Genomic DNA, 21,167 nt, shown 5'->3' with positions numbered 1-21,167 from the left:
GGGGCCGGGACGCTATCCCCTGCCCCGCCGCGTCGGCGCGTGGAAATTGGCGTGCTTGCCCGCCACCCAGGCGAGGAAGCGCACGATATCCTCCCGCATGCGCAGCGCATCGAGCGTCGGATAATCGCGCGCCAGCTCCGCATTGGTGGCGCCGGCGTGGATCGCGCGGTGGCAGATCGGGTGGAGCGGCACGGTGTCGCGCCCGCCCTCGCTCTTCGGCACCAGATGGTGCCATTCGGTGCGGCGGCCCAGCGGACGGCGGCACAGTGCGCAGGGCGTATCGGCGGGTGGCGGCGCGGGCACGGCCGCGGCCATCGCCAGCTTGCGCCGCACGCGCCCCATGGTCAGTCGAGCCCCGCCTCCAGCTCGTCCACCAGCCAGCCGTTCACCTCGACATCCAGAACCAGGTGGACGCGGGTGGTGGCGCCCCGGTTCTCCACACGGTGCGGATCGGAAAGGCGCAGGTACCAGACCTCGCCCGGCCCCATCCACAAGGGCACGCGATTGAGGAAGAAAGTCACGTCCTCGTTCGTCACGATCGGCACATGGATGCGGGCCCAGCCCTGTTCGGGCGAAAGATCGGCGTCGCGATGTTCCTTGATCACCGATCCGGGCGCCAGCCGCATCAGCCGCACGCAGCGCACGGGGCATTGGAAGCTGCCGATCACCTCGCGCAGATAGGGCGCACGATCGAGCAGCGCGGTATCCACGAAATCGCGTGCGTCGGGGCGCGAATAGATCATCTGGATCGGATGATCGGCATCGGCGGGCGCGCGCAGCGGCATCGCGCTCCATTCGCCGTCGAAATTCTGGGGCACGAAATGGAGCGTCCATTCCTCCCCGCCCAGCGCCGCCAGATCGGCCTCCAGCCGCGCCGGATCGAATTCGAAGGGCAGCAGGATGCGATCGGGAAGGGTGCCCACATCTGCCGCCGTAATCGCCATCGCGCCAGCCTATCGCAGCGGCCGGGGATTGCAACGCGGGCGCGGGCGGGCGATCCATGGCGGATGCCCGATCCCATCCCCCCGGCAGGCTGGCTGCCGAGCGCGCTCATCCCCGGCCCCGTGCCGATGATCGAATGGTGCGAGTTCGGCGATGCGCCGCTGACTGAGCCCTTCTTCGGCGAATCGCTGCGCAAGGCCGAGGGACGTCCGGCCAACCAGGGGCAGCGCCCCGTTACCACGCTGGACGCGCTGATCGATGCGCCGCCTGCGGACGGAATCGTGCCTTCGGGCTTCACCTTCCACATGTCGCGCTGCGGATCGACGCTGGTTTCGCAGATGCTGGCGGCGTCCCCGCGCCACATCGCGATCTGCGAGGCGGAGCCGCTGGACGCGGTGGTGCAGTTGCAGGGGATGGACCCCGATCGCCACGCCGCCGCGCTGCGCGCGATCGTGCTGGCGCTGACCCGCAACCGGGCGGGTGCGGCGCATGCCTTCGTCAAGGCCGATAGCTGGCATGCCTTCGCGTTGCCGCTGTTCCGCCGCGCCTTTCCGGAGGTGCCGTGGATCTTCATCCACCGCGATCCGGTCGAGGTGCTGGTATCGCACGCACGCCGCGCGGGGATGCAGACGCAGCGCGGCGCGCTGCCGCCCGCGTTCACCGGCGGGACTGACCCCGCGCTGCCGCCGCTGGAATATGCCGCGCAGGCGCTGGCGCGCATTTGCGAGGCGGCGCTGGGCCATGCGGACGGCAAGGCGCTGTTCGTCGATTACGCGGACCTGGCGGACAATCTGTTCGATCGCATCCTGCCGCATTTCGGCGTCGAGCCCGATGCGGAGGAGACGGAAGCGATCGCGATGGCTTCGATGCGCAATGCCAAGGACCCGCGCAGCCTGTTCCTGGGCGACAGCGAGGCCAAACAGGCCGGGGCCACGCCCGAAATCCGCGAAGCGGCGGCGCGGGTGCTGGGGCCGGTGCGCGCGCGGCTGCTCAGCGCTTCCTGAGCGCCTCGACGATCTTCTTGACCTCCTGGCTGCGGCCGCGCGGCAGCACCAGGATATCGTCGCCATCGGCCACCACGATCAGGTCCTGGACGCCCACCAGCGCGACGCGCTTGCCCTCGCCCGCGCGGACCAGGCAATTGGCGGTGTCGATCGCCACCACATCGCCCGCGCAGGCGTTGCCCGCGCTGTCGCACCGGCTGATCGCGTGGAGCGCGTCCCAGCTCCCGACGTCGCTCCATCCCATCGCGACCGGCGCGACCGCGACGCGATCGGCCCTCTCCATCACCGCATAGTCGATCGAGTCGCTGGGGCTGGCGGCAAAGGCCTCGGCATCGGGCCAGATGCGCACGCCGTCGCGCCGCGCCGATGCCATCGCGCGCTCCGCCGCGTCGAGCATCGCCGGGGCGTGCGTCCGCAGCTCCTCAAGATAGCGGTCGGCGCGGAACAGGAAGATGCCGCCGTTCCAGCAATGATCGCCCGCCGCGAGCATCGCCTCCGCCTTGTCGCGCGGAGGCTTCTCGACGAAGCGGGCGACACGGTGGACGCCGGGCGCCAGCGCCTCGCCCACCTGGATCCAGCCATAGCCGGTCTCCGGCGCGTCGGGCGCGATGCCGAACGTGGCGAGCCATCCCGCCTCGACCAGCGACAGCGCCGCGGCGATCGCGGCGTGGAATGCGGGCACATCGGCGATCACATGATCCGAAGGCATCACCAGCAGCGGATCGGCCCCGCCGCCGGCCGCCAGCGCGGCGAGCGCGATGGCTGGCGCGGTGTTGCGCCCCACCGGCTCCAGGATCAGCGCGCTGGCCGCGGCGCCCACGGCCTCTAGCTGCTCCTCGATCTGGGCGGCGTGGGCGGCGTTGCCCACCACCACGGGCGCGGCAAAGCCCGAATCGGCGCCGGCACGCCGCGCGGTGAGCTGGAGCATCGTTTCCGGCGCCGTCAGCGCCAGCAACTGCTTCGGCCGCTCGTCGCGCGACATCGGCCACAGCCGGGTGCCCGACCCGCCCGAAAGGATCACCGGAACGATCGGCACCAGGGCCTCCTTTCTCAAACTGCCCGCTACCGGCATGGTCGATGAACGCCCCGCGCGTCAAACCGTGCCCGGCCACTATTCGCGCTTTGGTGCAGTTTTTGTGTAAAGCCGTCCGGCGGCCCCCGATGTGTCGGGTTCGTTTACACTTCGGCGCTAGGCTGGCCCGCGCCATGATCCGACTGTTCAAGCAATATGTGCCTAACGCCGTGCTGCTGCTCGGCCTGCTGGACCTCATCCTGCTCGTCGTAGCCGGCGAGATCGGCTGGGTGGTGCGATCGCATCAACTGGGCAGCCTGCCCGGGGCGATGCAATCGCGGCTGCCGCAGTTGCTGGCCTATGCCGTGGCGCTGGAAACCGCGATGATCGCGGTGGGCGTGTACGGCACCGAATCGCTCCAGTCGCTTCGCCATGCCACCGCGCGGCTGATCGTGTCGATCACGCTGGGGGTGATCTTCCTCAGCGCGCTGTTCTTCATGATCCCCCAGCTCGCCTTCTGGCGATCGAACCTGCTGTACGCGATGGGCGCGTCGATCGGGCTGCTGATCCTGCTGCGCATCCTGCTGGGCAAGACGCTGGGCAGCCAGGCGTTCAAACGGCGCGTGGTCGTGCTGGGCGCCGGTCCGCGCGCGGCGCGGCTGAAGGCGCTTTCCAAGGCGCCGGGATCGGGATTCGTCGTCGTCGGCTATGTCGCGATGAGCGAGGCGAACCGGGTGATCCCCGAAGCGATCGCCCGCGACGCGATCTACAATCTGGCGGACCATGTCGTGCTGCTCAACGCGAGCGAGGTGGTGCTGGCGCTGGAGGAGCGGCGAAACGCGCTGCCGATGAAGGACCTGCTGCGGATCAAGACCACCGGCGTCCACGTCAACGAGATATCGACCTTCCTGGAGCGCGAGACGGGGCGCGTCGACCTCCAGTCGGTCAACCCGAGCTGGCTGATCTTCTCCGACGGATTCTCGTCCGGCCGGATGCTGTCGAGCATGTTCAAGCGGCTGTTCGACGTGACGGCCAGCCTCGCGCTGCTGGTCCTGGCGCTGCCGCTGATCGTGCTGGGCGCGATCGCGGTGAAGCTCGATTCGAAAGGCCCGGCGTTCTACCGCCAGCGGCGCGTGGGGCTCTATGGCCAGGGCTTCGACATCATCAAGCTGCGCTCGATGCGCACCGACGCCGAGGTGGCCGGCCAGGCCGTGTGGGCGGAGAAGGACGATCCGCGCATCACCCGCGTCGGCCGCATCATCCGCAAGACCCGCGTCGACGAACTGCCCCAGTGCTGGAGCGTGCTGAAGGGCGAGATGAGCTTCGTCGGCCCGCGCCCCGAACGGCCCCAGTTCGTCGAGGATCTGGAGCAGCAGCTTCCCTATTACGCCGAGCGGCACATGGTGAAGCCCGGCATCACCGGCTGGGCGCAGATCAACTATCCCTATGGCGCGTCGATCGAGGATTCGCGGCAGAAGCTGGAATATGACCTCTATTACGCCAAGAACTACTCGCCCTTCCTCGATCTGCTGATCCTGCTCCAGACGGCGCGGGTGATCCTGTTCCCGGAAGGCGCGCGTTGATGCTTTCCGCGTCGATCCTGTGGACGCATGCCTTCGCCGCGCTGCTGTTCGGCGCGCTGGCGCTATGGGCATGGCGGCGGCGGGAGCCGGGGCTGCCGCGCCACCCGCTGGCGGTGGCGCTGGGGCTCACCGCGCTGTGGGCGCTGGCCGCGGCAGGCATCGGCGAAGGCGAATCGGCGACGCGGATCGCAGAGGCGATGCGCAACCTGGCCTGGTTCGCCTTCATGATCGCGATGCACCGGCGCGACGGCAGCGTGCGGCCGCCGGCGGCGCTGGGCACGGTCTATGGCGTCGCGGCGCTGGTGGTGGTGTTCGCGCTGCTGATCGGGCTGGGCGCGAACGCGGCCCCGCCCCAGTTGGCGCCGGGCATGGCGACGGCGGCGCTGCTGCTGCGCATGCTGGTGGCGGTGGCGGCGCTGGTGCTGATGCGGGCGCTGCATGCGGCGGTGGCGCCGGGGGCCAATGCAGGGCTGCGCTGGGTGGTGCTGGCGCTCGCCGGGCTGTGGCTGCTCGACTTCAACCTGTTCTGCGTCACCTATCTGACCGCGAGGCCCGCGCCCGAGCTGCTGGCGCTGCGCGGCGCGGGCATGGTGCTGGCGGCGCTGGCGATGGCCATGGGACTGCATCACAAGGGCGACTGGAACGTCCAGGTTTCGCGCACCGTGGCCTATCAGTCGCTCTCGCTGGTGGCGATCGGCGCCTATTTCGCGGTGCTGGCGCTGGTGAGCAGCGTGATCGCGACGGTGGGCGGCGCCAATGCGCGCGTGCTGCAGACCGCGTTCGTGTTCGGATCGACAGCGGCGATCCTGACGCTGGTTTCGTCGACCTGGCTGCGCGCCTGGGCCAAGGTGAAGCTGGCCAAGCATTTCTTCCGCCACCGCTACGACTATCGCAGCGAATGGATGCGCTTCACCGAGACGCTGGGCGTAGCCGAGGGCGCGGCCCCGCTCGACGAGCGCATCGTGAAGGCAATGGCGGACCTGACCGATTCGCCCGCGGGCGTACTCTTGGTACCGGAGGGGACCGGGCTGGGCGTGGGCTCCGCGTGGAACTGGAGCGGCGAGACCGGCCCGGCCGATGCCGCGCTGGCGCAGCATCTGGCCGCCACGGGCCGTATCCTGGAGTTGGACGAGCTGATCGAATCGGACAGCGTGGAGGCCGCGCTGCTGCCGCACTGGATGGCGCATCACCGCGATGCCTGGGCCGTGGTGCCGCTGCCGCACCTGGGCGGGCTGGCGGGCGCGATCCTGCTCGCCCGGCCGCCGGTGCGCCGCCCGCTCGACTGGGAGGATTTCGACCTGCTCAAGGTGGCCGGGCGCCAGGCCGGTTCCTATCTGGCCGAGGCGCGCGCGCAGGAAGCGCTGGCCGATGCCCAGCGGTTCGACGAGTTCAACCGCCGCTTCGCCTTCATCCTGCACGACATCAAGAATCTGGTCAGCCAGCTCACGCTGGTCGCCCGCAATGCCGAACGGCACGCCGGCAATCCCGAGTTCCGCGCCGATATGGTGAGCACGCTCAACGCATCGGCGGACAAGATGAACGCGCTGCTCGCCCGCCTGGCCCCGCACGGCCGCGCGCGTGCCGATGCGCCGCGCGCGACGATGGTGGCGCCGCTGGTCGATCGGATCGCCGCCGCGCGCCGGGGGCAGCATCCCGTGACGGTGACCGGCGCACAGGGCGCGGTGGCGCTGGCCGATCCCGCGGGGCTGGAACAATTGCTGGGCCATCTGGTCCAGAACGCGATCGAGGCGAGCCCGGCGCACGAGCCGGTGACGCTGGCGATCGGCGCCGATGGCGAGGCGGTGACCATCGACGTCGTCGATCGCGGCACCGGCATGTCGCCCGGCTTCATCCGCGACAAGCTGTTCAAGCCCTTCGTGTCGTCGAAGCCCGCCGGCTTCGGCGTGGGCGCGTTCGAGGCGCGCCAGTTGGCCCAGGCGATGGGCGGGCGCATCGAGGTTTCGTCGCGCGAGGGCGCGGGCAGCCGCTTCCGGGTGGTGCTGCGCGCGGCCCACGCCGCCGACGTCACAGAGAGGGCAGCATGACCGAAACCGCCAGGAAACAGTTGCCCAAGCTGCTGATCATCGAGGACGACGCCGGGCTCCAGCGCCAGTTGCGCTGGGCCTATGACGGCTATGAGATCCTGGCCGCCGGCGACCGCGAAGAGGCGATCGCCATGCTGCGCGCCGAGGAGCCGCCGGTCGTCACGCTGGACCTGGGCCTGCCGCCCGATCCCGATGGCACCAGCGAAGGGTTCGCCACGCTGGAGACCATCCTGTCGCTCCGGCCCGATACCAAGGTGATCGTGGCATCCGGCCATGGCGCGCGCGAATCGATGCTGCGCGCCATCGCGCTGGGCGCCTGGGACTTCTACCAGAAGCCGATCGACATCGACGCGCTGGGCCTGATCGTGGCGCGCGCCTTCCACGTCCATGCGCTGGAGGACGAGAACCGCCGCCTGGCCGAGCGCGTGGAGGCGGGCGCGGTGCTGGGCGGGATGATCACCGGCGCGCCCGAGATGCTGAAGGTCACGCGCACGATCGAGCGGGTCGCCTCCGCCGACGTTTCGGTGATGCTGCTGGGCGCCAGCGGCACCGGCAAGGAGCTGCTGGCGCGCGGGGTGCATGACGCATCGAAGCGCAAGGGCCAGTTCGTCGCGATCAACTGCGCCGCCATCCCGGAGACGCTGCTCGAATCGGAGCTGTTCGGGCATGAGAAGGGCGCCTTCACCGGCGCGGTGAAGACCACCGAGGGCAAGATCGAGCTGGCGCAGGGCGGCACGCTGTTCCTCGACGAGATCGGCGATGTGCCGCTGCCGTTGCAGGTGAAGCTGCTGCGGTTCCTGCAGGAGCGGGTGATCGAGCGGATCGGCGGGCGCAAGCCGATCGCGGTCGATACCCGCGTCGTCTGCGCCACCCACCGCGATATCGACGCGATGGTGGCCGACGGCAGCTTCCGCGAGGACCTCTATTATCGCCTCGCCGAGATCGTGGTGCGCATCCCCAGCCTGGCCGAACGGCCGGGCGACGCGGGGCTGCTCGCGCGCCATTTCCTGCGCAAATACGCCGCCCAGATGGGATCGGCGGCGCGCAGCTTCAGCCCCGACGCGCTGGCCGCGATCGACGCATGGAGCTGGCCCGGCAACGTCCGCGAGCTGGAGAACCGCGTCAAGCGCGCGGCGATCATGGCCGAGGGCAAGACCGTGACCGCCGCCGACCTGGACCTGGAGACCGCGGCCGAGACCGAGCTGGTGAACCTTAAGGCCGCGCGCGAGATCGCCGATCGCCGCGCGATCCGCCACGCGCTGGCCCGCGCCGAAGGCAATATCTCCGGCACCGCCCGGCTGCTCGGGATCAGCCGCCCCACCCTCTATGATCTGATGAAGAGCTATGACCTCCAGCCGTAAGCGCCCCCGCACCTTCGGGCTCCGCCGCATCGCGGTGATCGCCGGCGCGCTGGGCGTGTTCGGCTTCGCCGTCTACGCCTTCCTGTTCCTGTCGCCGCTGCGGCAGGACCCCGCCGCCGCGCGGCAGATGGCGGAGCGCAGCGGGCAGTTGCTCCAGGCCAGCAATCCCACCGCCGCGCGCGATGCCGCGCTGGAGGCGGTGCGCGCCGATCCCGATTGGGCGGACGGGCATGTCATCCTGGCCCGCGCGCTGCTGATGCTGGAGGACGGCACCGGTGCCGAGGGCGAGCTGCGCCGCGCGATCGACAAGGGCTTCGACGCGAAACAGCTCCATCACCTGCTGGCCCATGCGCTGCTGCTCCAGGGGCAGGTGGAACAGGCGGTCGCCGAGGTGGAGAAGACCGATCCGCGCTATCGCCCCTATGGCCTGCGCGTGCGCGCGCGGGCGATGACGGCGCAGGGCGATCTGGCCGCCGCCAACGCATCGCTGGACGAGGCGCGGCGCATCGCCCCCAACGATCCCGACGTATGGACCGACGTGGGCCGCTTCCGCTTCACCGCGGGCGACATGCTGGGCGCGATCGAGGCTTCGGAGCGCGCGGTGAAGCTGGCGCCGGGCAACATCGACGCGCTGGTGCTGCGCGGCGAGCTGGTGCGCGCGCAATATGGGCTGATCGCCGCGCTGCCCTGGTTCGAGGCGGCGCTGAAGCGCGATCCGGACTATCACGACGCGCTGATCGAATATGCCTCGACGCTGGGCGACGCCGGACGCAGCGTGGACATGCTGGCCGCCGTGCGCCGCGCCGCCGCGGCGCGGCCGGGCAGCCCCCAGGCCTTTTACCTCCAGTCCGTGCTGGCCGCGCGCGCGGGCAATTATGCGCTGGCCCGCGACGTGCTGGCGCACAGCGGGCCGGGGCTGGACCAGGTGCCCGGCGCGCTGCTGCTGGCGGGCGCGCTCGACATCCAGGCGGGCGATAGCGAGCAGGCGATCGCGCGGCTCCAGCAACTCGTCGCCGCGCAGCCGATGAACATCACCGCGCGCAAGCTGCTCGCCACCGCGCTGCTCAAGAGCGACGCGGCGCGCAACGCGATCGACGTGCTGCGCCCCGTGATCGCGCGCGGCGACGCCGACAGCTATGCGCTGACGCTGGTGGCGCGCGGATACGAGCGGATCGGCGAACGGGCCGAGGCCGCCCGGCTGCTCGATCGCGCCGCCTATCCGGTGCGCGGCCCGGCGGGCGCCTTTTCCGCCGACGACAGCGTCGCCGTGCTCGCCGGTCCGGCCTCCGCCCGCCCCGGCGATCCGCAGGCGATCGTGCCGATGATCCGCGCGCTGCTCGACAAGGGCGACAAGGCGGGGGCGCTGGCCGAGGCGCAGGCGATCGCGCGGCGCAACCCCGGTGCCCCGGGCGCGCATGTGGTGGTGGGCGACATGCTGATGCTGCTCGATCGCCCCGCGGATGCCGCCGCCGCCTATCGCAACGCCGCCGACCTGCGCTTCGACGAGCCGACGATGCTGCGGCTGGTGGACGCGCTGGACCGCGCCGGGCGCCGCACCGACGCCGCCAACACGCTGGCGCTGTTCCTGTCGCAGAACCCGGTCAACGTCGCCGCGCTGCGGCTGGCGGGGCACTGGCAGCTCGCGGCGGGCGAATATGAGGACGCGATCGAGACGCTGGAGGGCCTGCGCGAGCGCGTGGGCGATCGCGACGCGGCGCTTAACGCCGAGCTGGCCGCCGCCTATGCCGGCGCGGGCGAGACCGATGCCGCGGTGGAATATGGCGAGCGCGCCTACCGGCTGGCCCCGCTCAATCCGGCGGTGGCGGACGCCTATGGCTGGGCGCTCTATCTGGCGGGCGACGGACAGGCCGCGCTGGAGCTGCTGACCAAGGCGGTGTCGATCGCGCCGGGCCATGCCGGGCTGCGCTGGCACCTGGCCCAGGTCTATGCCGCCATGGATCGCAAGGACGACGCCCGCGCCCAGGCCGCGATGGCGCTGAAGGACCCGAGCTTCACCGAACGCGCCGCCGCCCAGGCGCTGGCGGGCAAGACGGGCTGACCCTTCCCCCGGCGGCCGCCGAGCCTCTATAGGCCCGGGCATGGACGCACTGGAACGTATCGCCGCCGCGCTGGAGCGGCTCGCGCCGCCGCTGCCCGCCGCCGCCGATCCGCTGGCGCACCCGGCCTATGTCTGGCGCCACGGCACGCTGATCGCGGCGCGCGCCTTCGCCCCGCTGCCGCTTGGCCGGCTGCAGGGGATGGACGCGCAGCGCGACGCGCTGGTCGCCAATCTGGCCCGGCTTGCCGCGGGCCACGCCGCGCAGGACGCGCTGCTGTGGGGCGCGCGCGGCACGGGCAAGTCGGCGCTGGTCAAGAGCGCGGTGGCGCATGTCCAGGCACAGGGCGGCGGCATCGCGCTGGTTGAGGCGGTGACGGACGAGCTGGCGAGCCTGCCCGATCTGTTCGCCGCCATCGCACCGGTGCCGCGCGCCTTTGCGATCTTCCTCGACGATCTGGGGTTCGACGCCGCGCGCGACGGCCGGGCGCTGCGTTCGCTGCTGGAGGGCGGGGCCGAGGCGCGGCCCGCCAATGCGCGGCTGATCGTCACCTCCAACCGCCGCCACCTCATCCCGCGCGACATCGCCGAGCAATCGAGCGCGATCAACCCGCGCGATTCGATCGACGACAATCTGGCGCTGGCCGACCGGTTCGGCCTGTCGCTGGGCTTCCACGCGATCGATCAGGACACCTATGTCGCGATCGTCCAGGCCTATGCCGCCGCCCATGGCCTGGACTTCGATCCGGCCGAGGCGATCAACTGGGCCACGCGCCGGGGCAGCCGCTCGGGCCGCGTCGCATGGCAGTATTTCGTCGAACTGGCGGGGCGGCACGGCCTGAAGCTGTGAAGCGCCGCCTCTCCATCCAGCATTGCCATATCCATTGGGACAAGGCCGCGCGCGGCATGCCCTGGTCCGGCGTGCGCAACGCGCTGCCCCGCGAGCTGCCGTTCCGTGCGCCGTTCGACAGCGATCCCGGCTGGTATCACCGCATCGACTACCGGGGCCGCAACCGCTTCGAGCCCGAGGAGGCGATGCGCGAGATCGCGAAGACCGAGGGCTCGCGCGTGCCCGTCACCACGCGGATCGACGGCGATTTCCTCGCGCTGCGCTTCGACGTGGGCGCGCGTACGCCCTATCGCCCGCATCTGGAGGGCTTCATCGCCCGCCTGCCGTTCGGCCAGCGCCTGACCTATCGTATCAACTGCAAGGCCGACGGCGATCACGACCGCTGGTATTTCGAGGATGTGTTCCACATCGGCTGGGCGGCCGAATCGACGCTGGACCTGCCGCTGTTCCGCGATATCGACGAGCGCGTGCTGCTGTATTGAACCCCTCCCGATCCTCCCCCGCCAGTGGGAGGTGGCAGCCGCAGGCTGCCGAAGGGGGAGGATACCGGAACGGAGCCGCGCGCCACCTCCCCCCTCCCCCCGGCGGGGGAGGATGTGCCTATTCCGCGCCCACGGCCCCAATAACCTCCGCGGGCCGCACATGGCCGAATTCGCCCGCGCCGTCCCAGTTGCGCCCGTCGGGGAAGCGCAGCTCGACGCCCGCCAGATCGGCCTCGTCCGCAAGCCACATGTTGACGCCCATCATCGTGTCGCCGAACTTCGCCAGCGCGCTTCCGGTCAAGCGGAAATGGGTGGTGGAGCCGCAGGCCGCGCAGAAATGCACGTCCACCGCGGGATCGGCCTTGTCCTTGCGGCGAAAGCTGCTGCCCGCGCCCGTCACGGTCACCTCGGACGGGTGGAAATAGCCCCAGAAGGCGCCCGATTTCCGGCACAGCGCGCAGTTGCAGGCGTTGATGAAGTCCGGCTTCTTCCTCGTCTCGATGCGGATCGCGCCGCAATTGCAGGAAAGTGCGATCATCCCAGCGCCTCCACCATCTCCGCCAGTTCCAGCCAGCGCTCTTCCGCCGCGTCCTTCTCCTCGCGCGCCCTGGCCACCGCCTTGCTCAGCGCGTCGAACTTCGCCGGGTCCTTCGTATAGAGCACCGGGTCCGCCATCGCCGCCTCGTCGCGGGCGATCGCCGCATCCAGTTCCTCGATCCGCCCGGGGAGCAGGTCATAGTCGCGCTGGTCCTTGTAGCTGAGCTTGGCCGCCTTGGGCTTCGGCGGCGCAGGCTCGGCCGGGGCGGCCTTGGGCGCGGGCTTCTTCGCCTCGGCGCGCGGGCGCCGCTTGGCCTCCCAGTCGGCATAGCCGCCCACCACGACATCGACCGTGCCCGATCCATCGAGCCCCAGCGTCACCGTGACGGTGCGGTCCAGGAAGTCGCGATCGTGGCTGACGATCAGGACGGTGCCCTCATAATCGGCGATCACCTCCTGCAGCAGGTCGAGCGTCTCGAGATCGAGGTCGTTGGTCGGCTCGTCGAGCACCAGCAGGTTCGAATGCCGGGCGAATTCGCGCGCGAGCAGCAGGCGCGAACGCTCGCCGCCGGACAGCGTGCCGATCTTCGCCTCCGCTATGGAAGGATCGAACAGGAATTCCTTGAGGTATCCGTGGACGTGCTTCTTCACGCCCAGCACCTCGATCCAGTCGCCGCCGTCGGCCAGCACCTGGCGCACCGTCTTGGCCGGGTCCATCAGGCTGCGCTGCTGGTCGATGATCACGCCGTCCAGCGTCTTGGCCAGCTTCACCTCGCCCTCGTCCGGCGCGATCTCGCCGGTCAGCAGCTTCAGCAGGGTGGATTTTCCGGCCCCGTTCGCGCCGACGATGCCGATCCGGTCGCCCCGCGTGACGCGGAAGCTGAAGTCGCGGATGATCGTGCGGTCCCCGTAGCGCTTGGTGACGTGCTTCGCGTCGATCACCACCCTGGTCTGGCTGTTGTCCGCGGCGGTGACCAGGTTCGCGGCGCCCTGCGGCCCCAGCATCGCGGCGCGCTGGGCGCGCATCTCCTTCAGCTTTTCCAGCCGGCCCTGATTGCGCCGCCGCCGCCCGGTGACGCCGCGCTGGAGCCAATGTTCCTCGATCTTCAGCTTGGCGTCGAGCCGCTGGGCGTTGCGCTCCTCCTCGGCATAGACCTGTTCGGTCCACGCCTCGAACCCGCCGAAGCCGATCTCCGCCCGGCGGATGCCGCCGCGATCGAGCCACAGCGTCTGGCGCGTCAGCCGCGTCAGGAAGGTGCGATCGTGGCTGATGACGATGAACGCGCCCGCGAAACGGCCCAGCCAGTCCTCCAGCCATTCGATCGCGCCCAGGTCCAGATGGTTGGTCGGCTCGTCGAGCAGCAGCACGTCCGGGTCCATCGCCAGCGCGCGGGCGATGGCGGCGCGGCGGCGCTCGCCCCCGCTGGCGGTGGCGCAGGCGCGGCCCATGTCGATGCCGAGCTGGCCCGCGATCGATTCCACCTCGTGCCGGGGCGGCGCGTCCGCGCCCGACAGCGCATAGTCCATCAGCGTGGCGAAGCCGTCGAGCCGCGGCTCCTGTTCCAGCATCACCACGCGCGTGCCGGGCACGATGGTGCGGCGGCCCTCGTCGCTGTCGATGATGCCGGCGATCAGCTTGAGCAGCGTCGTCTTGCCCGCGCCGTTGCGGCCGATCAGCGCCAGCCGGTCGCGCGCGCCGATATAGAGATCGAGCCCGCGGAACAGCCAGCCCGAGCCCTGGACAAGCCCAAGGCCTTCATAAGCGAGTACAGGTGCAGCCATCGCGCCCGCCTAGGGCCGCCGCCCCGCGCCCGCAAGCTGACACATGGCTGTCGACCATGTTCAGGGGCTATTCAATGCCCGATCCCTATGCCAGACCCATGAAGATGCTCGGACGGTCCCTGTTGTGCGCGTGCGCGTTCGCCCTTGCGGCGGGCGGCGGTGCCGCTGCGCAGCCGAACCGCGGCGGGCAGGACAGCAATCAGGAGGCCGCCCGCCAGCGCCAGCAGGCCGGCCGCAACCTGCCCGTGCGCGAGATCGAGCGGCGGATCGTGCCGACGATGCCCGGCTGGGATTATCTTGGTTTCGACTTCGATCCCCAGACGGACATTTACAGGCTCAAATTCCTGCGCAAGAAAGAGATGATCTGGATCGACATCGACGGCCGCACCGGCCGTATCGTGCGCCGCACCGGATGACGGCGCACCGCGCCTTCGGGGAAGATACATGCGAGTTCTGATCGTCGAAGACGAACCCAATCTGGGCAACCAGCTCCGCAACACGCTGGAGGGCGCGGGCTATGCCGTGGACCTGGCGCGCGACGGGGAGGAGGGCCATTTCCTTGGCTCTACCGAGACTTATGACGCCATCATCCTCGATCTCGGCCTGCCCGAGGTCGATGGGCTGACCGTGCTCGACCGCTGGCGCAAGGAGGGCAAGGCCACGCCCGTCCTGGTGCTCACCGCGCGCGATAGCTGGTCCGACAAGGTGGCCGGGCTGGACGCGGGCGCCGACGATTATGTCGCCAAGCCCTTCCAGACCGAGGAGCTGATCGCCCGGCTGCGCGCGCTGATCCGCCGCGCATCGGGCAACGCATCGGCGGAGCTGACCGCGGGCGACATCCGCCTCGACACGCGATCGGGCAAGGTCACCCGCGCGGGCGAGCCGATCAAGCTGACCGCGCAGGAATATAAGCTGCTCAGCTATCTGCTCCACCACAAGGGCAAGGTGGTGAGCCGCACCGAGCTGATCGAGCATATCTACGACCAGGACTTCGACCGCGATTCGAATACGATCGAGGTGTTCGTGACGCGCATCCGCAAGAAGCTGGGCCAGGACGTGATCACCACGATCCGCGGCCTTGGCTACAGCCTGGACGAGCCGGCCGAAACCGCGTCCTGAGAGCGTGAAGGCGATCGCATCCGCCCTGGGCGCGCTCGCCGGCCGCCTGCGCCTGCCCGGATCGGCGGCGCGTGCCCCCGTACCGGCGCCCGCGCCCCCTCCCGATGCCGCCGCCGCAGCGGGCGATCCGCCGCCGCGCGCCTATGTGCGCGTCACCGGATCGGTAAGCCGGCGCATGATCCTGATCGCGGCGGCGTGGATCACGCTGATGCTGACGGGCGGCGGCTTCGCGCTGGATCGCGTGCTGACCACCACCGTGACGCGCGGCTTCGACGAGCAGCTCGAACTGCTGATGCGCGTGATGATCCTGTCGTCCGAACTGGGTCCCGACGGCGAGGTGGTGCTAAGCCGCGAACTGGCCGACCAGCGCTTCCTGGAGCCCAATTCGGGCGCCTATTGGCAGATCAGCGGCAAGGGCTACGAAACCTTCCCCTCGCGTTCGCTGTGGGACCGGCGCCTCAAGACCGATCAGGCGCATACCGACGGCGAGCTCCACTTCTACAACAGCAACGAATTCGCGGACGAGCCGCTGCGCATCGTCGAGCGCGATCTGGAGCTGCCGGGATCGAAGGTGACGTGGCGGTTCCAGGTGGCCCAGCGGCGCAGCGTGCTGGACGAGCAGGTCGCCCAGCTCCGCCGCACGCTGGTGCGCAGCTTCCTGATGCTCGCCTTCGGCCTGATCGTGATGGCGGCGTTGCAGACCTGGTTCGGTCTGAGCCCGTTGCGCAAGCTGCGCGTGGAGATCGCGCGGCTGCGATCGGGCGATTCGGCGCGGATCGAGGGCGCAATGCCGGCCGAGGTGGCGCCGATGGTCGAGGAGCTGAACGGACTGCTGGAACATAACGACCGCCAGGCGGAGGAGGCCCGGCGCCACGCCGGCAACCTGGCGCATGCGCTGAAGACCCCGCTGAGCGTGATGATGAACGCCGCCGCCGCCGGCCAGCCGGACCTTCCCGACACGGTGATCCGCGAGGCGCGGACGATGCGGCGGCAGATGGACCACCATCTCGCCCGCGCCCGCGCCGTGGGCCGCCGCGGCAGCGCACACAGCCGCGCGGCCGTGTGGCCCGCGATCGAGGCAGTGGAGCGCGCGGTTGCGCGGCTTTATCCCAACGTCCGCATCGACATCGATGGCGACCAGGATCTGGTCGCCCGCATCGAGCGCCAGGATTTCGACGAGATGCTGGGCAACCTAGTCGAGAACGCGGCCAAATATGGCGGCGGCAGCGTGTTCATCACCGCGCGGCCGCAGATGGGCTTCGTCGAGATCATGGTGGAGGACGACGGCCGCGGCATCCCCGAATCGGAGCGCATCCGCATCTTCGATCGCGGCGTGCGGCTGGACACCGGCAAGCCGGGCACCGGACTGGGCCTCGCCATCGTCCGCGACGTGGCGGAGATCTACGACGGCACCGTCAGCCTGGAGGAGAGCGAGGACCTGGGCGGGCTGCTCGTGCGGCTGCGGCTTCCGGCGGCGTAGCAGGACCGCCCCTACAGCCCCTGCATCACCTCGGCTGCGATCGCCACGCTGCGCTTGCGGGCATCATGATCGAACATCGCGCTGCCGATGATCAGTTCGTCAGGCTGGGTCCGCGCCAGGAACGCCTGCACCTGATCGCGCACGCGATCCGGCCCGCCGATCGCACTGGCGGAGAGCACCTGGTTCAGGATCGCGCGCTGCTGGGGCGGCAGGCTGTCGAGATAGCCTTCCACCGGCGGCGGCATCCGGCCGGGATTGCCGGTGCGCAGCGCCACGAACGCCTGCTGCTGCGAGCTGGCGAGATATTCGGCCTCCGCATCGGTCTCGCCCGCGAAGATGTTGAAACCCAGCATCAGATAGGGCCGGTCGAACACCGCCGAGGGACGGAAGCGGGTCCGGTATTCGCGGATCGCCTCGTCGAGCAGGCCGGGCGCGAAGTGCGAGGCGAAGGCATAGGGCAGGCCCAGCGCCGCGGCGAGATGCGCGCCGAAGGTGCTTGATCCCAGGATCCACATCTCCGGCCGGGCGCCCGCGCCGGGGACCGCGCGGATGCCCGCCTGCCCGTCGTCCGCGAAATAGCTCTGCAGTTCCAGCACGTCGCGGGGAAAGGCACCCTCGTCGCTGTCCAGGTTGCGCCGGATCGCGCGCGCCACCCGTCCGTCCGATCCCGGCGCGCGGCCAAGGCCCAGGTCGACGCGGCCCGGGAACAGCGCATCGAGCGTGCCGAACTGTTCGGCGATGATCAGCGGCGCGTGGTTGGGCAGCATGATCCCGCCCGCGCCGATGCGGATCTTGCTGGTGGCGTGGCCGGCGTGCGCGATCACCACCGCGGTGGCCGCGCTGCCCACACCCTCCATGCCGTGATGCTCGGCCACCCAATAGCGGTTGTAGCCCAGCGCCTCCGCATGGCGGGCAAGATCGGCGGCATTGGCCAGCGCACCGGCAATGGTGCCGCCCTGCACCACCGGGACCAGATCGAGCAGCGAATAGCGTGTCATCGCCGCCAAGATGGGGCCGGGCAGGCCGCCGCGCCAGACCCGGCCCCAGCGCAACGCCGCCAACCCATGCTTGCCCGGTGCCGCGCCACCCCCTAGGGCGCAGCGCGATGCGTGCCGACCTCGCCCATGTCCGCAACTGGATCTTCGATCTGGACAACACGCTGTATCCGGCGCGTGTCAGCCTGTTCCCGCAGATCGACGTGCGGATGCGCGAATATATCATGCGGCTGACCGGGGCCGACGCCGATGAGGCGCACCGCATCCAGAAGGACTATTATTTCGGTCACGGCACCACGCTGGCCGGGCTGATGGCCAATCATGGCATCGATCCGCACGAATATCTGGACTTCGTCCACGACGTCGACCTGGACGTGCTGGAGCATGACGCCGCGCTGGTATCGGCGATCGCGCGGCTGCCGGGGCGCAAGCTGGTGTTCACCAACGGCGACGCCCCCTATGCCGCGCGCGTGCTGGACCGCATCGGGCTGGGCGGCACGTTCGAGGCGGTGCACGACATCCACGCCACCGGATACCGGCCGAAACCCGATCCGCACGCCTATCTGGGGCTGTGCGAGGCCTATGCCGTCGCGCCCGCCGAATCGCTGTTCGTCGAGGATCTGGCGCGCAACCTGCGCCCGGCCAAGGCGATCGGCATGACCACCGTATGGGTCGACAACGGATCGGAGCAGCCGCCCGAATGCGTCGACCGCAGCTTCGTGGACCATATCACAAACGATCTCGGCCGCTGGCTCGAGGAGATTCTGGAGGAAACCGCGTGACCAGTCTTGCCGCCACCATCGACGCCGCCTGGGAAGACCGCGCGAGCCTGAACACCGGCACGCAGGGCGCCGTGCGCGATGCGGTGGCCGAGGCGCTGGCGCTGCTCGACAGCGGCGCGGCGCGCGTGGCGGAGCCCGATGGCCAGGGCGGCTGGACGGTGAACCAATGGCTCAAGAAGGCGGTGCTCCTCAGCTTCCGGCTGAACGACAATGCGGTGGTGCCCGGCGGCTGGTTCGACAAGGTGCCGCTGAAGTTCGCCGATTGGGGCGAGAACCGGTTCCGCGAGGCCGGCTTCCGCGCGGTGCCCGGCGCGGTGGTGCGCCAGGGCGCCTTCATCGGCAAGGGCGCGGTGCTGATGCCCAGCTTCGTCAACATCGGCGCCTATGTGGGTGAGGGCACGATGGTGGATACCTGGGCCACGGTGGGAAGCTGTGCGCAGATCGGCGCCAACGTCCATATCTCCGGCGGCGCGGGCATCGGCGGCGTGCTGGAACCGCTCCAGGCCGATCCGGTGATCATCGGCGACGGCGCCTTCATCGGCGCGCGATCCGAAGTGGCCGAGGGTGTGCGCGTGGGCGAAGGCGCGGTGCTCTCGATGGGCGTCTATCTGGGCGCCTCCACCAAGATCGTCGACCGCGCCACCGGCCAGGTGCATCGCGGCGCGGTGCCCCCCTATGCGGTGGTGGTGCCGGGCAGCCTGCCCGATCCCAACGGCGGCCCCGGCCTCTACTGCGCCGTGATCGTCAAGACGGTGGACGCCCAGACCCGCAGCAAGACCGGCATCAACGAACTGCTGCGGGATTGAGGCGCCGGACTATCGGATGCCGATGATCGTCGCGGACACGGTCAGACGCTCGTCGGCCCCGCCTGTCAACGGCTCCGCCTTGTAGGTCAGCATTGCGCCGGTCTCCGCTCCCTGGGGTCCGAAGAAGCGGCCCCCGAGTTGCGCAAAGGTGCTGCGCCACGTGGAACTCGACCAATCGATGCTTTCGTGGCCGTAATAGCCGGCGGTGGGCGCATCGATCGAAGCCACGTTGGTGATCGTGCCGAGATCGACGGGCGCGCTGGAGCCGGCCGGGTCCACCTGAACACCCACCAGACGGATCGTCGTTGTCACTTTGCCCGTCGCCAGGTTTACCGAGATGGTGGCGGTGCTGTTGGCGTTCAGCGAATAGACCGTGGTCGCGAACCTCACCGTGCGATAGGCCGCACCCGATACGGCAGTCTTCGAATAGTTGATCGTCACTCCCGCCGGAACGTCGGTGGGCTTCGTGGAGACTCCCGTCACGCAGCTATATGCTCGCAGTCCATCGACGATGCTGAGAAGCCGGAAATACTCGATCGGACTGCCTCCCGCCGTTGCGGAATGAATCCGAAAGCGCTCAGCGGATCCCGGTACCGTGATCGTGTGTGCGTAATATTGGTTGCCCTCCGGAGCGGACGAATCAAGGTCGGCCGGACCGAAGCTGAGGTTCACGCCATAGCCTGTAAGGTCCCAGGTCCGGCTCGATGCCTGATAGGCGATGTCTATCCCGTTGCCCGGTGCGAAAACAGGAGCAATCGCGGGTGGGTCGAAATTGACCTCCATCGAGTTGCAGGTCGCCAGGAAGGTCTGGTCGCCGGTCAGCGCGGCGAATTTAGTGTAGCTGGCTGATGGCGTGGGTGTTGGGCTTGGCGAGGAGCTAGGGGTCGGGGTAGGCGTCACGACGGTACCGCCACCGCCTCCGGACGCGCCGCCGCTGGAGCAGCCGGTGGCAAGCAGCGCGCTGAGAATAACTGCACCCGGACGACGCATCGAAATCTCCCTGAAAAGAACGAACTGCAAATTATTCATATGCAGCAATATTTCGCCATAATGTCAAAAATCCCCCTCCGTCCATTTTTCGAAGCGGTGGATGGACTGGCTTGCTTGTCGAAGAATTCCCAAGTTCTTGTGACCCCGCACCCGTCGTCCCGGATACGGCCTTGAGCATTCCCACCTACAAGCATCTGTTCCAGCGCGCGATCGCGGCGGCGCCGGAGCGGCTGCATTTTGCCGCGCACGGGCATCATCTGTGGCCCGACGCATCCTATCTGGGCCATCAGGCCTATTGGCAGGATGCGGCGCGGATGGCCGATCGCAAGTGGCGCCGCGTGCTCGACGACATCTGGGTCGCGGGCCAGCGTCACGTGGCGTCCGAGCTGCGCCTGCCCGATCCGGACACGGTGGTGTTCGCCCAGAACACGCATGACCTGCTCCTGCGCCTGGTTTCGGCCTTTCCGCGCCGCCCTCTGCGCGTGCTGGCGAGCGACGGGGAGTTCCACAGCTTCGTCCGCCAGGCCGCGCGCTGGGCGGAGGCGGGCACGATCGCGCTGGAGCTGGTGCCTGCCGGCGCGGGTTTCGAGCAGCGGTTGCTGGATCGCGCCGCGTCGGGCGAGCACGACCTGATCTTCGTCAGCCAGGCGATGTACGCCAGCGGCCAGATATTCTCCGGCATCGCGGAACTGGCCGTGCTCGCCCGGCCGGAGGGACCGTGGGTGGTGATCGACGGCTATCACGGCTTCATGGCGCTGGAGACGGACCTGTCGGCGGTGGCGGACCGCGTCTTCTATCTGGCTGGCGGATATAAATATGCGATGTCGGGCGAGGGCGTGGCGCTGATGCACGCGCCGCCCGGATTCGGCCCGCGGCCGGAGGTGACCGGCTGGTACGCGGCCCCGCCGGGATCGGCGCCGGGGGCATGCGAATATCCTGCGGACGCGCGCCGTTTCCTGGGCGCGACCTTCGATCCATCGGGCCTCTACCGCTTCGTCGGGGTGCGCGAGATGCTGCGCGAGGAGGGGATCACCACCGCCACGGTCAACGCGCATGTCGCGCCGCTGCGCGATGCGCTGCTCGCCGGGCTGGGAGAGACGCCGCTGGCCGCGGCCGAGCTGCGCAACCCGCCGGGCGCCGGGCCGCAGGCACGGTTCCTGGCGTTCCGCCACCCGCTGGCGGCGCGCTGGCGCGACTGGCTGGAGGAGGACGAGGTGATCGTCAACGTGCGCGGCGACGTGCTGCGGATCGGGCTGGGCCTCTATCACGACGCGCGCGACATTCGCCGGCTGCTTGCGGCGCTGGCGGACCTGCCCGGGCGCTGATCCCCGCCCCGCCTGC

The 21,167-nt window shown here is 69.8% G+C and carries 20 protein-coding genes; 13 read left to right on the top strand and 7 right to left on the bottom strand.

Annotated elements, in window-relative coordinates; all coding sequences use genetic code 11:
- Positions 1–12 precede the first annotated feature (12 nt).
- Positions 13–342, bottom strand: coding sequence for an HNH endonuclease (locus tag OM513_RS04455; protein WP_380916226.1), 330 nt, complete (start codon positions 340–342; stop codon positions 13–15).
- Positions 343–344: 2 nt separating this feature from the next.
- Complete coding sequence (locus OM513_RS04450) at positions 345–944, bottom strand: aspartyl/asparaginyl beta-hydroxylase domain-containing protein (protein WP_264942911.1); 600 nt, start codon at positions 942–944, stop codon at positions 345–347.
- A 63-nt stretch (positions 945–1,007) separates the two neighbouring features.
- Between OM513_RS04450 and OM513_RS04445 the strand changes: the two genes are divergently transcribed.
- Positions 1,008–1,946: a sulfotransferase family protein gene (locus tag OM513_RS04445; protein ID WP_264942910.1), complete on the top strand. Its 939-nt coding sequence runs from the start codon at positions 1,008–1,010 to the stop codon at positions 1,944–1,946.
- Here OM513_RS04445 and OM513_RS04440 read toward each other — a convergent pair.
- A complete protein-coding gene (locus OM513_RS04440) occupies positions 1,933–3,018 on the bottom strand; it encodes a mannose-1-phosphate guanylyltransferase/mannose-6-phosphate isomerase (RefSeq protein ID WP_264942909.1) in 1,086 nt (361 codons plus the stop codon). The genes OM513_RS04445 and OM513_RS04440 overlap by 14 nt on opposite strands.
- 134 nt (positions 3,019–3,152) lie before the next feature.
- Between OM513_RS04440 and OM513_RS04435 the strand changes: the two genes are divergently transcribed.
- The 6 genes from OM513_RS04435 to OM513_RS04410 are packed head-to-tail and all read left to right on the top strand — an operon-like array spanning position 3,153 to position 11,335.
- The gene (locus tag OM513_RS04435; RefSeq protein WP_264942908.1) at positions 3,153–4,541 is read left to right on the top strand and encodes a TIGR03013 family XrtA/PEP-CTERM system glycosyltransferase; all 1,389 of its coding nucleotides are present in this window, start codon (positions 3,153–3,155) and stop codon (positions 4,539–4,541) included.
- Positions 4,541–6,586, top strand: a complete 2,046-nt coding sequence (prsK, locus tag OM513_RS04430) for an XrtA/PEP-CTERM system histidine kinase PrsK (protein ID WP_264942907.1) — start codon at positions 4,541–4,543, stop codon at positions 6,584–6,586. Before OM513_RS04435 ends, prsK begins: the two co-directional genes overlap by 1 nt.
- Entirely contained in the window at positions 6,583–7,947 is a 1,365-nt protein-coding gene (gene prsR / locus OM513_RS04425) for a PEP-CTERM-box response regulator transcription factor (protein ID WP_264942906.1), read from the top strand. Before prsK ends, prsR begins: the two co-directional genes overlap by 4 nt.
- Entirely contained in the window at positions 7,931–10,006 is a 2,076-nt protein-coding gene (locus OM513_RS04420) for a tetratricopeptide repeat protein (protein WP_264942905.1), read from the top strand. Before prsR ends, OM513_RS04420 begins: the two co-directional genes overlap by 17 nt.
- 40 nt (positions 10,007–10,046) lie before the next feature.
- Positions 10,047–10,853: an ATP-binding protein gene (locus OM513_RS04415; RefSeq protein WP_264942904.1), complete on the top strand. Its 807-nt coding sequence runs from the start codon at positions 10,047–10,049 to the stop codon at positions 10,851–10,853.
- On the top strand, positions 10,850–11,335 hold the full coding sequence (locus OM513_RS04410) for a hypothetical protein (protein ID WP_264942903.1): 486 nt from the start codon (positions 10,850–10,852) through the stop codon (positions 11,333–11,335). The genes OM513_RS04415 and OM513_RS04410 overlap by 4 nt, the downstream gene beginning before the upstream one ends.
- 118 nt (positions 11,336–11,453) lie before the next feature.
- Here OM513_RS04410 and OM513_RS04405 read toward each other — a convergent pair whose 3' ends face one another.
- Both OM513_RS04405 and OM513_RS04400 read right to left on the bottom strand, forming a co-directional pair.
- Positions 11,454–11,873, bottom strand: coding sequence for a GFA family protein (locus OM513_RS04405; RefSeq protein ID WP_264942902.1), 420 nt, complete (start codon positions 11,871–11,873; stop codon positions 11,454–11,456).
- Positions 11,870–13,654, bottom strand: a complete 1,785-nt coding sequence (locus tag OM513_RS04400) for an ABC-F family ATP-binding cassette domain-containing protein (RefSeq protein WP_264942901.1) — start codon at positions 13,652–13,654, stop codon at positions 11,870–11,872. Before OM513_RS04400 ends, OM513_RS04405 begins: the two co-directional genes overlap by 4 nt.
- Positions 13,655–13,728: 74 nt before the next feature.
- Here OM513_RS04400 and OM513_RS04395 point away from each other — a divergent pair, with 74 nt between their 5' ends.
- The 3 genes from OM513_RS04395 (at position 13,729) to OM513_RS04385 (ending at position 16,253) form a co-directional block, all read left to right on the top strand.
- Positions 13,729–14,070, top strand: a complete 342-nt coding sequence (locus OM513_RS04395; RefSeq protein ID WP_264942900.1) for a hypothetical protein — start codon at positions 13,729–13,731, stop codon at positions 14,068–14,070.
- A gap of 28 nt (positions 14,071–14,098) precedes the next feature.
- On the top strand, positions 14,099–14,773 hold the full coding sequence (locus tag OM513_RS04390) for a response regulator transcription factor (protein WP_264942899.1): 675 nt from the start codon (positions 14,099–14,101) through the stop codon (positions 14,771–14,773).
- Positions 14,774–14,918: 145 nt separating this feature from the next.
- Positions 14,919–16,253: a sensor histidine kinase gene (locus OM513_RS04385; protein ID WP_264943044.1), complete on the top strand. Its 1,335-nt coding sequence runs from the start codon at positions 14,919–14,921 to the stop codon at positions 16,251–16,253.
- Positions 16,254–16,264: 11 nt separating this feature from the next.
- On the opposite strand, the gene OM513_RS04380 is transcribed toward OM513_RS04385, so the two are convergent.
- Positions 16,265–17,251 carry an LLM class flavin-dependent oxidoreductase gene (locus OM513_RS04380; RefSeq protein WP_264942898.1) on the bottom strand — a complete coding sequence of 329 codons (987 nt, stop codon included), beginning with the start codon at positions 17,249–17,251 and terminating at the stop codon, positions 16,265–16,267.
- Between the two features lie 107 nt (positions 17,252–17,358).
- Here OM513_RS04380 and OM513_RS04375 point away from each other — a divergent pair, with 107 nt between their 5' ends.
- Both OM513_RS04375 and dapD read left to right on the top strand, forming a co-directional pair.
- Complete coding sequence (locus OM513_RS04375; protein WP_264942897.1) at positions 17,359–18,030, top strand: pyrimidine 5'-nucleotidase; 672 nt, start codon at positions 17,359–17,361, stop codon at positions 18,028–18,030.
- Positions 18,027–18,836 (top strand): 2,3,4,5-tetrahydropyridine-2,6-dicarboxylate N-succinyltransferase, encoded by an 810-nt coding sequence (gene dapD, locus OM513_RS04370; RefSeq protein WP_264942896.1) that lies wholly within the window; start codon positions 18,027–18,029, stop codon positions 18,834–18,836. Before OM513_RS04375 ends, dapD begins: the two co-directional genes overlap by 4 nt.
- Positions 18,837–18,845: 9 nt before the next feature.
- Here the strand turns inward: dapD and OM513_RS04365 are convergent, their stop codons facing one another.
- Positions 18,846–19,826, bottom strand: a complete 981-nt coding sequence (locus OM513_RS04365) for a hypothetical protein (protein ID WP_264942895.1) — start codon at positions 19,824–19,826, stop codon at positions 18,846–18,848.
- A 170-nt stretch (positions 19,827–19,996) separates the two neighbouring features.
- Between OM513_RS04365 and OM513_RS04360 the strand changes: the two genes are divergently transcribed.
- Complete coding sequence (locus OM513_RS04360; protein WP_264942894.1) at positions 19,997–21,151, top strand: aminotransferase class V-fold PLP-dependent enzyme; 1,155 nt, start codon at positions 19,997–19,999, stop codon at positions 21,149–21,151.
- Positions 21,152–21,167 lie beyond the last annotated feature (16 nt).

The organism is Sphingomonas canadensis, assembly GCF_026013525.1.
GTDB classification, from domain to species: domain Bacteria; phylum Pseudomonadota; class Alphaproteobacteria; order Sphingomonadales; family Sphingomonadaceae; genus Sphingomonas; species Sphingomonas canadensis.
The sequence above is the reverse complement of the archived record's forward strand: the minus strand, read 5'-3'. Positions and strand labels throughout refer to the sequence as shown.

What these genes read in the sequence shown, in the direction of transcription:
- OM513_RS04390 (WP_264942899.1), top strand. Translation starts at nt 14,099, where the DNA reads ATGCGAGTTCTGATCGTCGAAGACGAACCCAATCTGGGCAACCAGCTC.
- OM513_RS04420 (WP_264942905.1), top strand. Translation starts at nt 7,931, where the DNA reads ATGACCTCCAGCCGTAAGCGCCCCCGCACCTTCGGGCTCCGCCGCATC.
- OM513_RS04455 (WP_380916226.1), bottom strand. Translation starts at nt 342, where the DNA reads ATGGGGCGCGTGCGGCGCAAGCTGGCGATGGCCGCGGCCGTGCCCGCG.
- OM513_RS04435 (WP_264942908.1), top strand. Translation starts at nt 3,153, where the DNA reads ATGATCCGACTGTTCAAGCAATATGTGCCTAACGCCGTGCTGCTGCTC.
- OM513_RS04375 (WP_264942897.1), top strand. Translation starts at nt 17,359, where the DNA reads ATGCGTGCCGACCTCGCCCATGTCCGCAACTGGATCTTCGATCTGGAC.
- OM513_RS04400 (WP_264942901.1), bottom strand. Translation starts at nt 13,654, where the DNA reads ATGGCTGCACCTGTACTCGCTTATGAAGGCCTTGGGCTTGTCCAGGGC.
- OM513_RS04415 (WP_264942904.1), top strand. Translation starts at nt 10,047, where the DNA reads ATGGACGCACTGGAACGTATCGCCGCCGCGCTGGAGCGGCTCGCGCCG.
- OM513_RS04450 (WP_264942911.1), bottom strand. Translation starts at nt 944, where the DNA reads ATGGCGATTACGGCGGCAGATGTGGGCACCCTTCCCGATCGCATCCTG.
- OM513_RS04445 (WP_264942910.1), top strand. Translation starts at nt 1,008, where the DNA reads ATGCCCGATCCCATCCCCCCGGCAGGCTGGCTGCCGAGCGCGCTCATC.
- prsK (WP_264942907.1), top strand. Translation starts at nt 4,541, where the DNA reads ATGCTTTCCGCGTCGATCCTGTGGACGCATGCCTTCGCCGCGCTGCTG.
- OM513_RS04365 (WP_264942895.1), bottom strand. Translation starts at nt 19,826, where the DNA reads ATGCGTCGTCCGGGTGCAGTTATTCTCAGCGCGCTGCTTGCCACCGGC.
- OM513_RS04440 (WP_264942909.1), bottom strand. Translation starts at nt 3,018, where the DNA reads ATGCCGGTAGCGGGCAGTTTGAGAAAGGAGGCCCTGGTGCCGATCGTT.
- OM513_RS04395 (WP_264942900.1), top strand. Translation starts at nt 13,729, where the DNA reads ATGCCCGATCCCTATGCCAGACCCATGAAGATGCTCGGACGGTCCCTG.
- OM513_RS04405 (WP_264942902.1), bottom strand. Translation starts at nt 11,873, where the DNA reads ATGATCGCACTTTCCTGCAATTGCGGCGCGATCCGCATCGAGACGAGG.
- OM513_RS04380 (WP_264942898.1), bottom strand. Translation starts at nt 17,251, where the DNA reads ATGACACGCTATTCGCTGCTCGATCTGGTCCCGGTGGTGCAGGGCGGC.
- prsR (WP_264942906.1), top strand. Translation starts at nt 6,583, where the DNA reads ATGACCGAAACCGCCAGGAAACAGTTGCCCAAGCTGCTGATCATCGAG.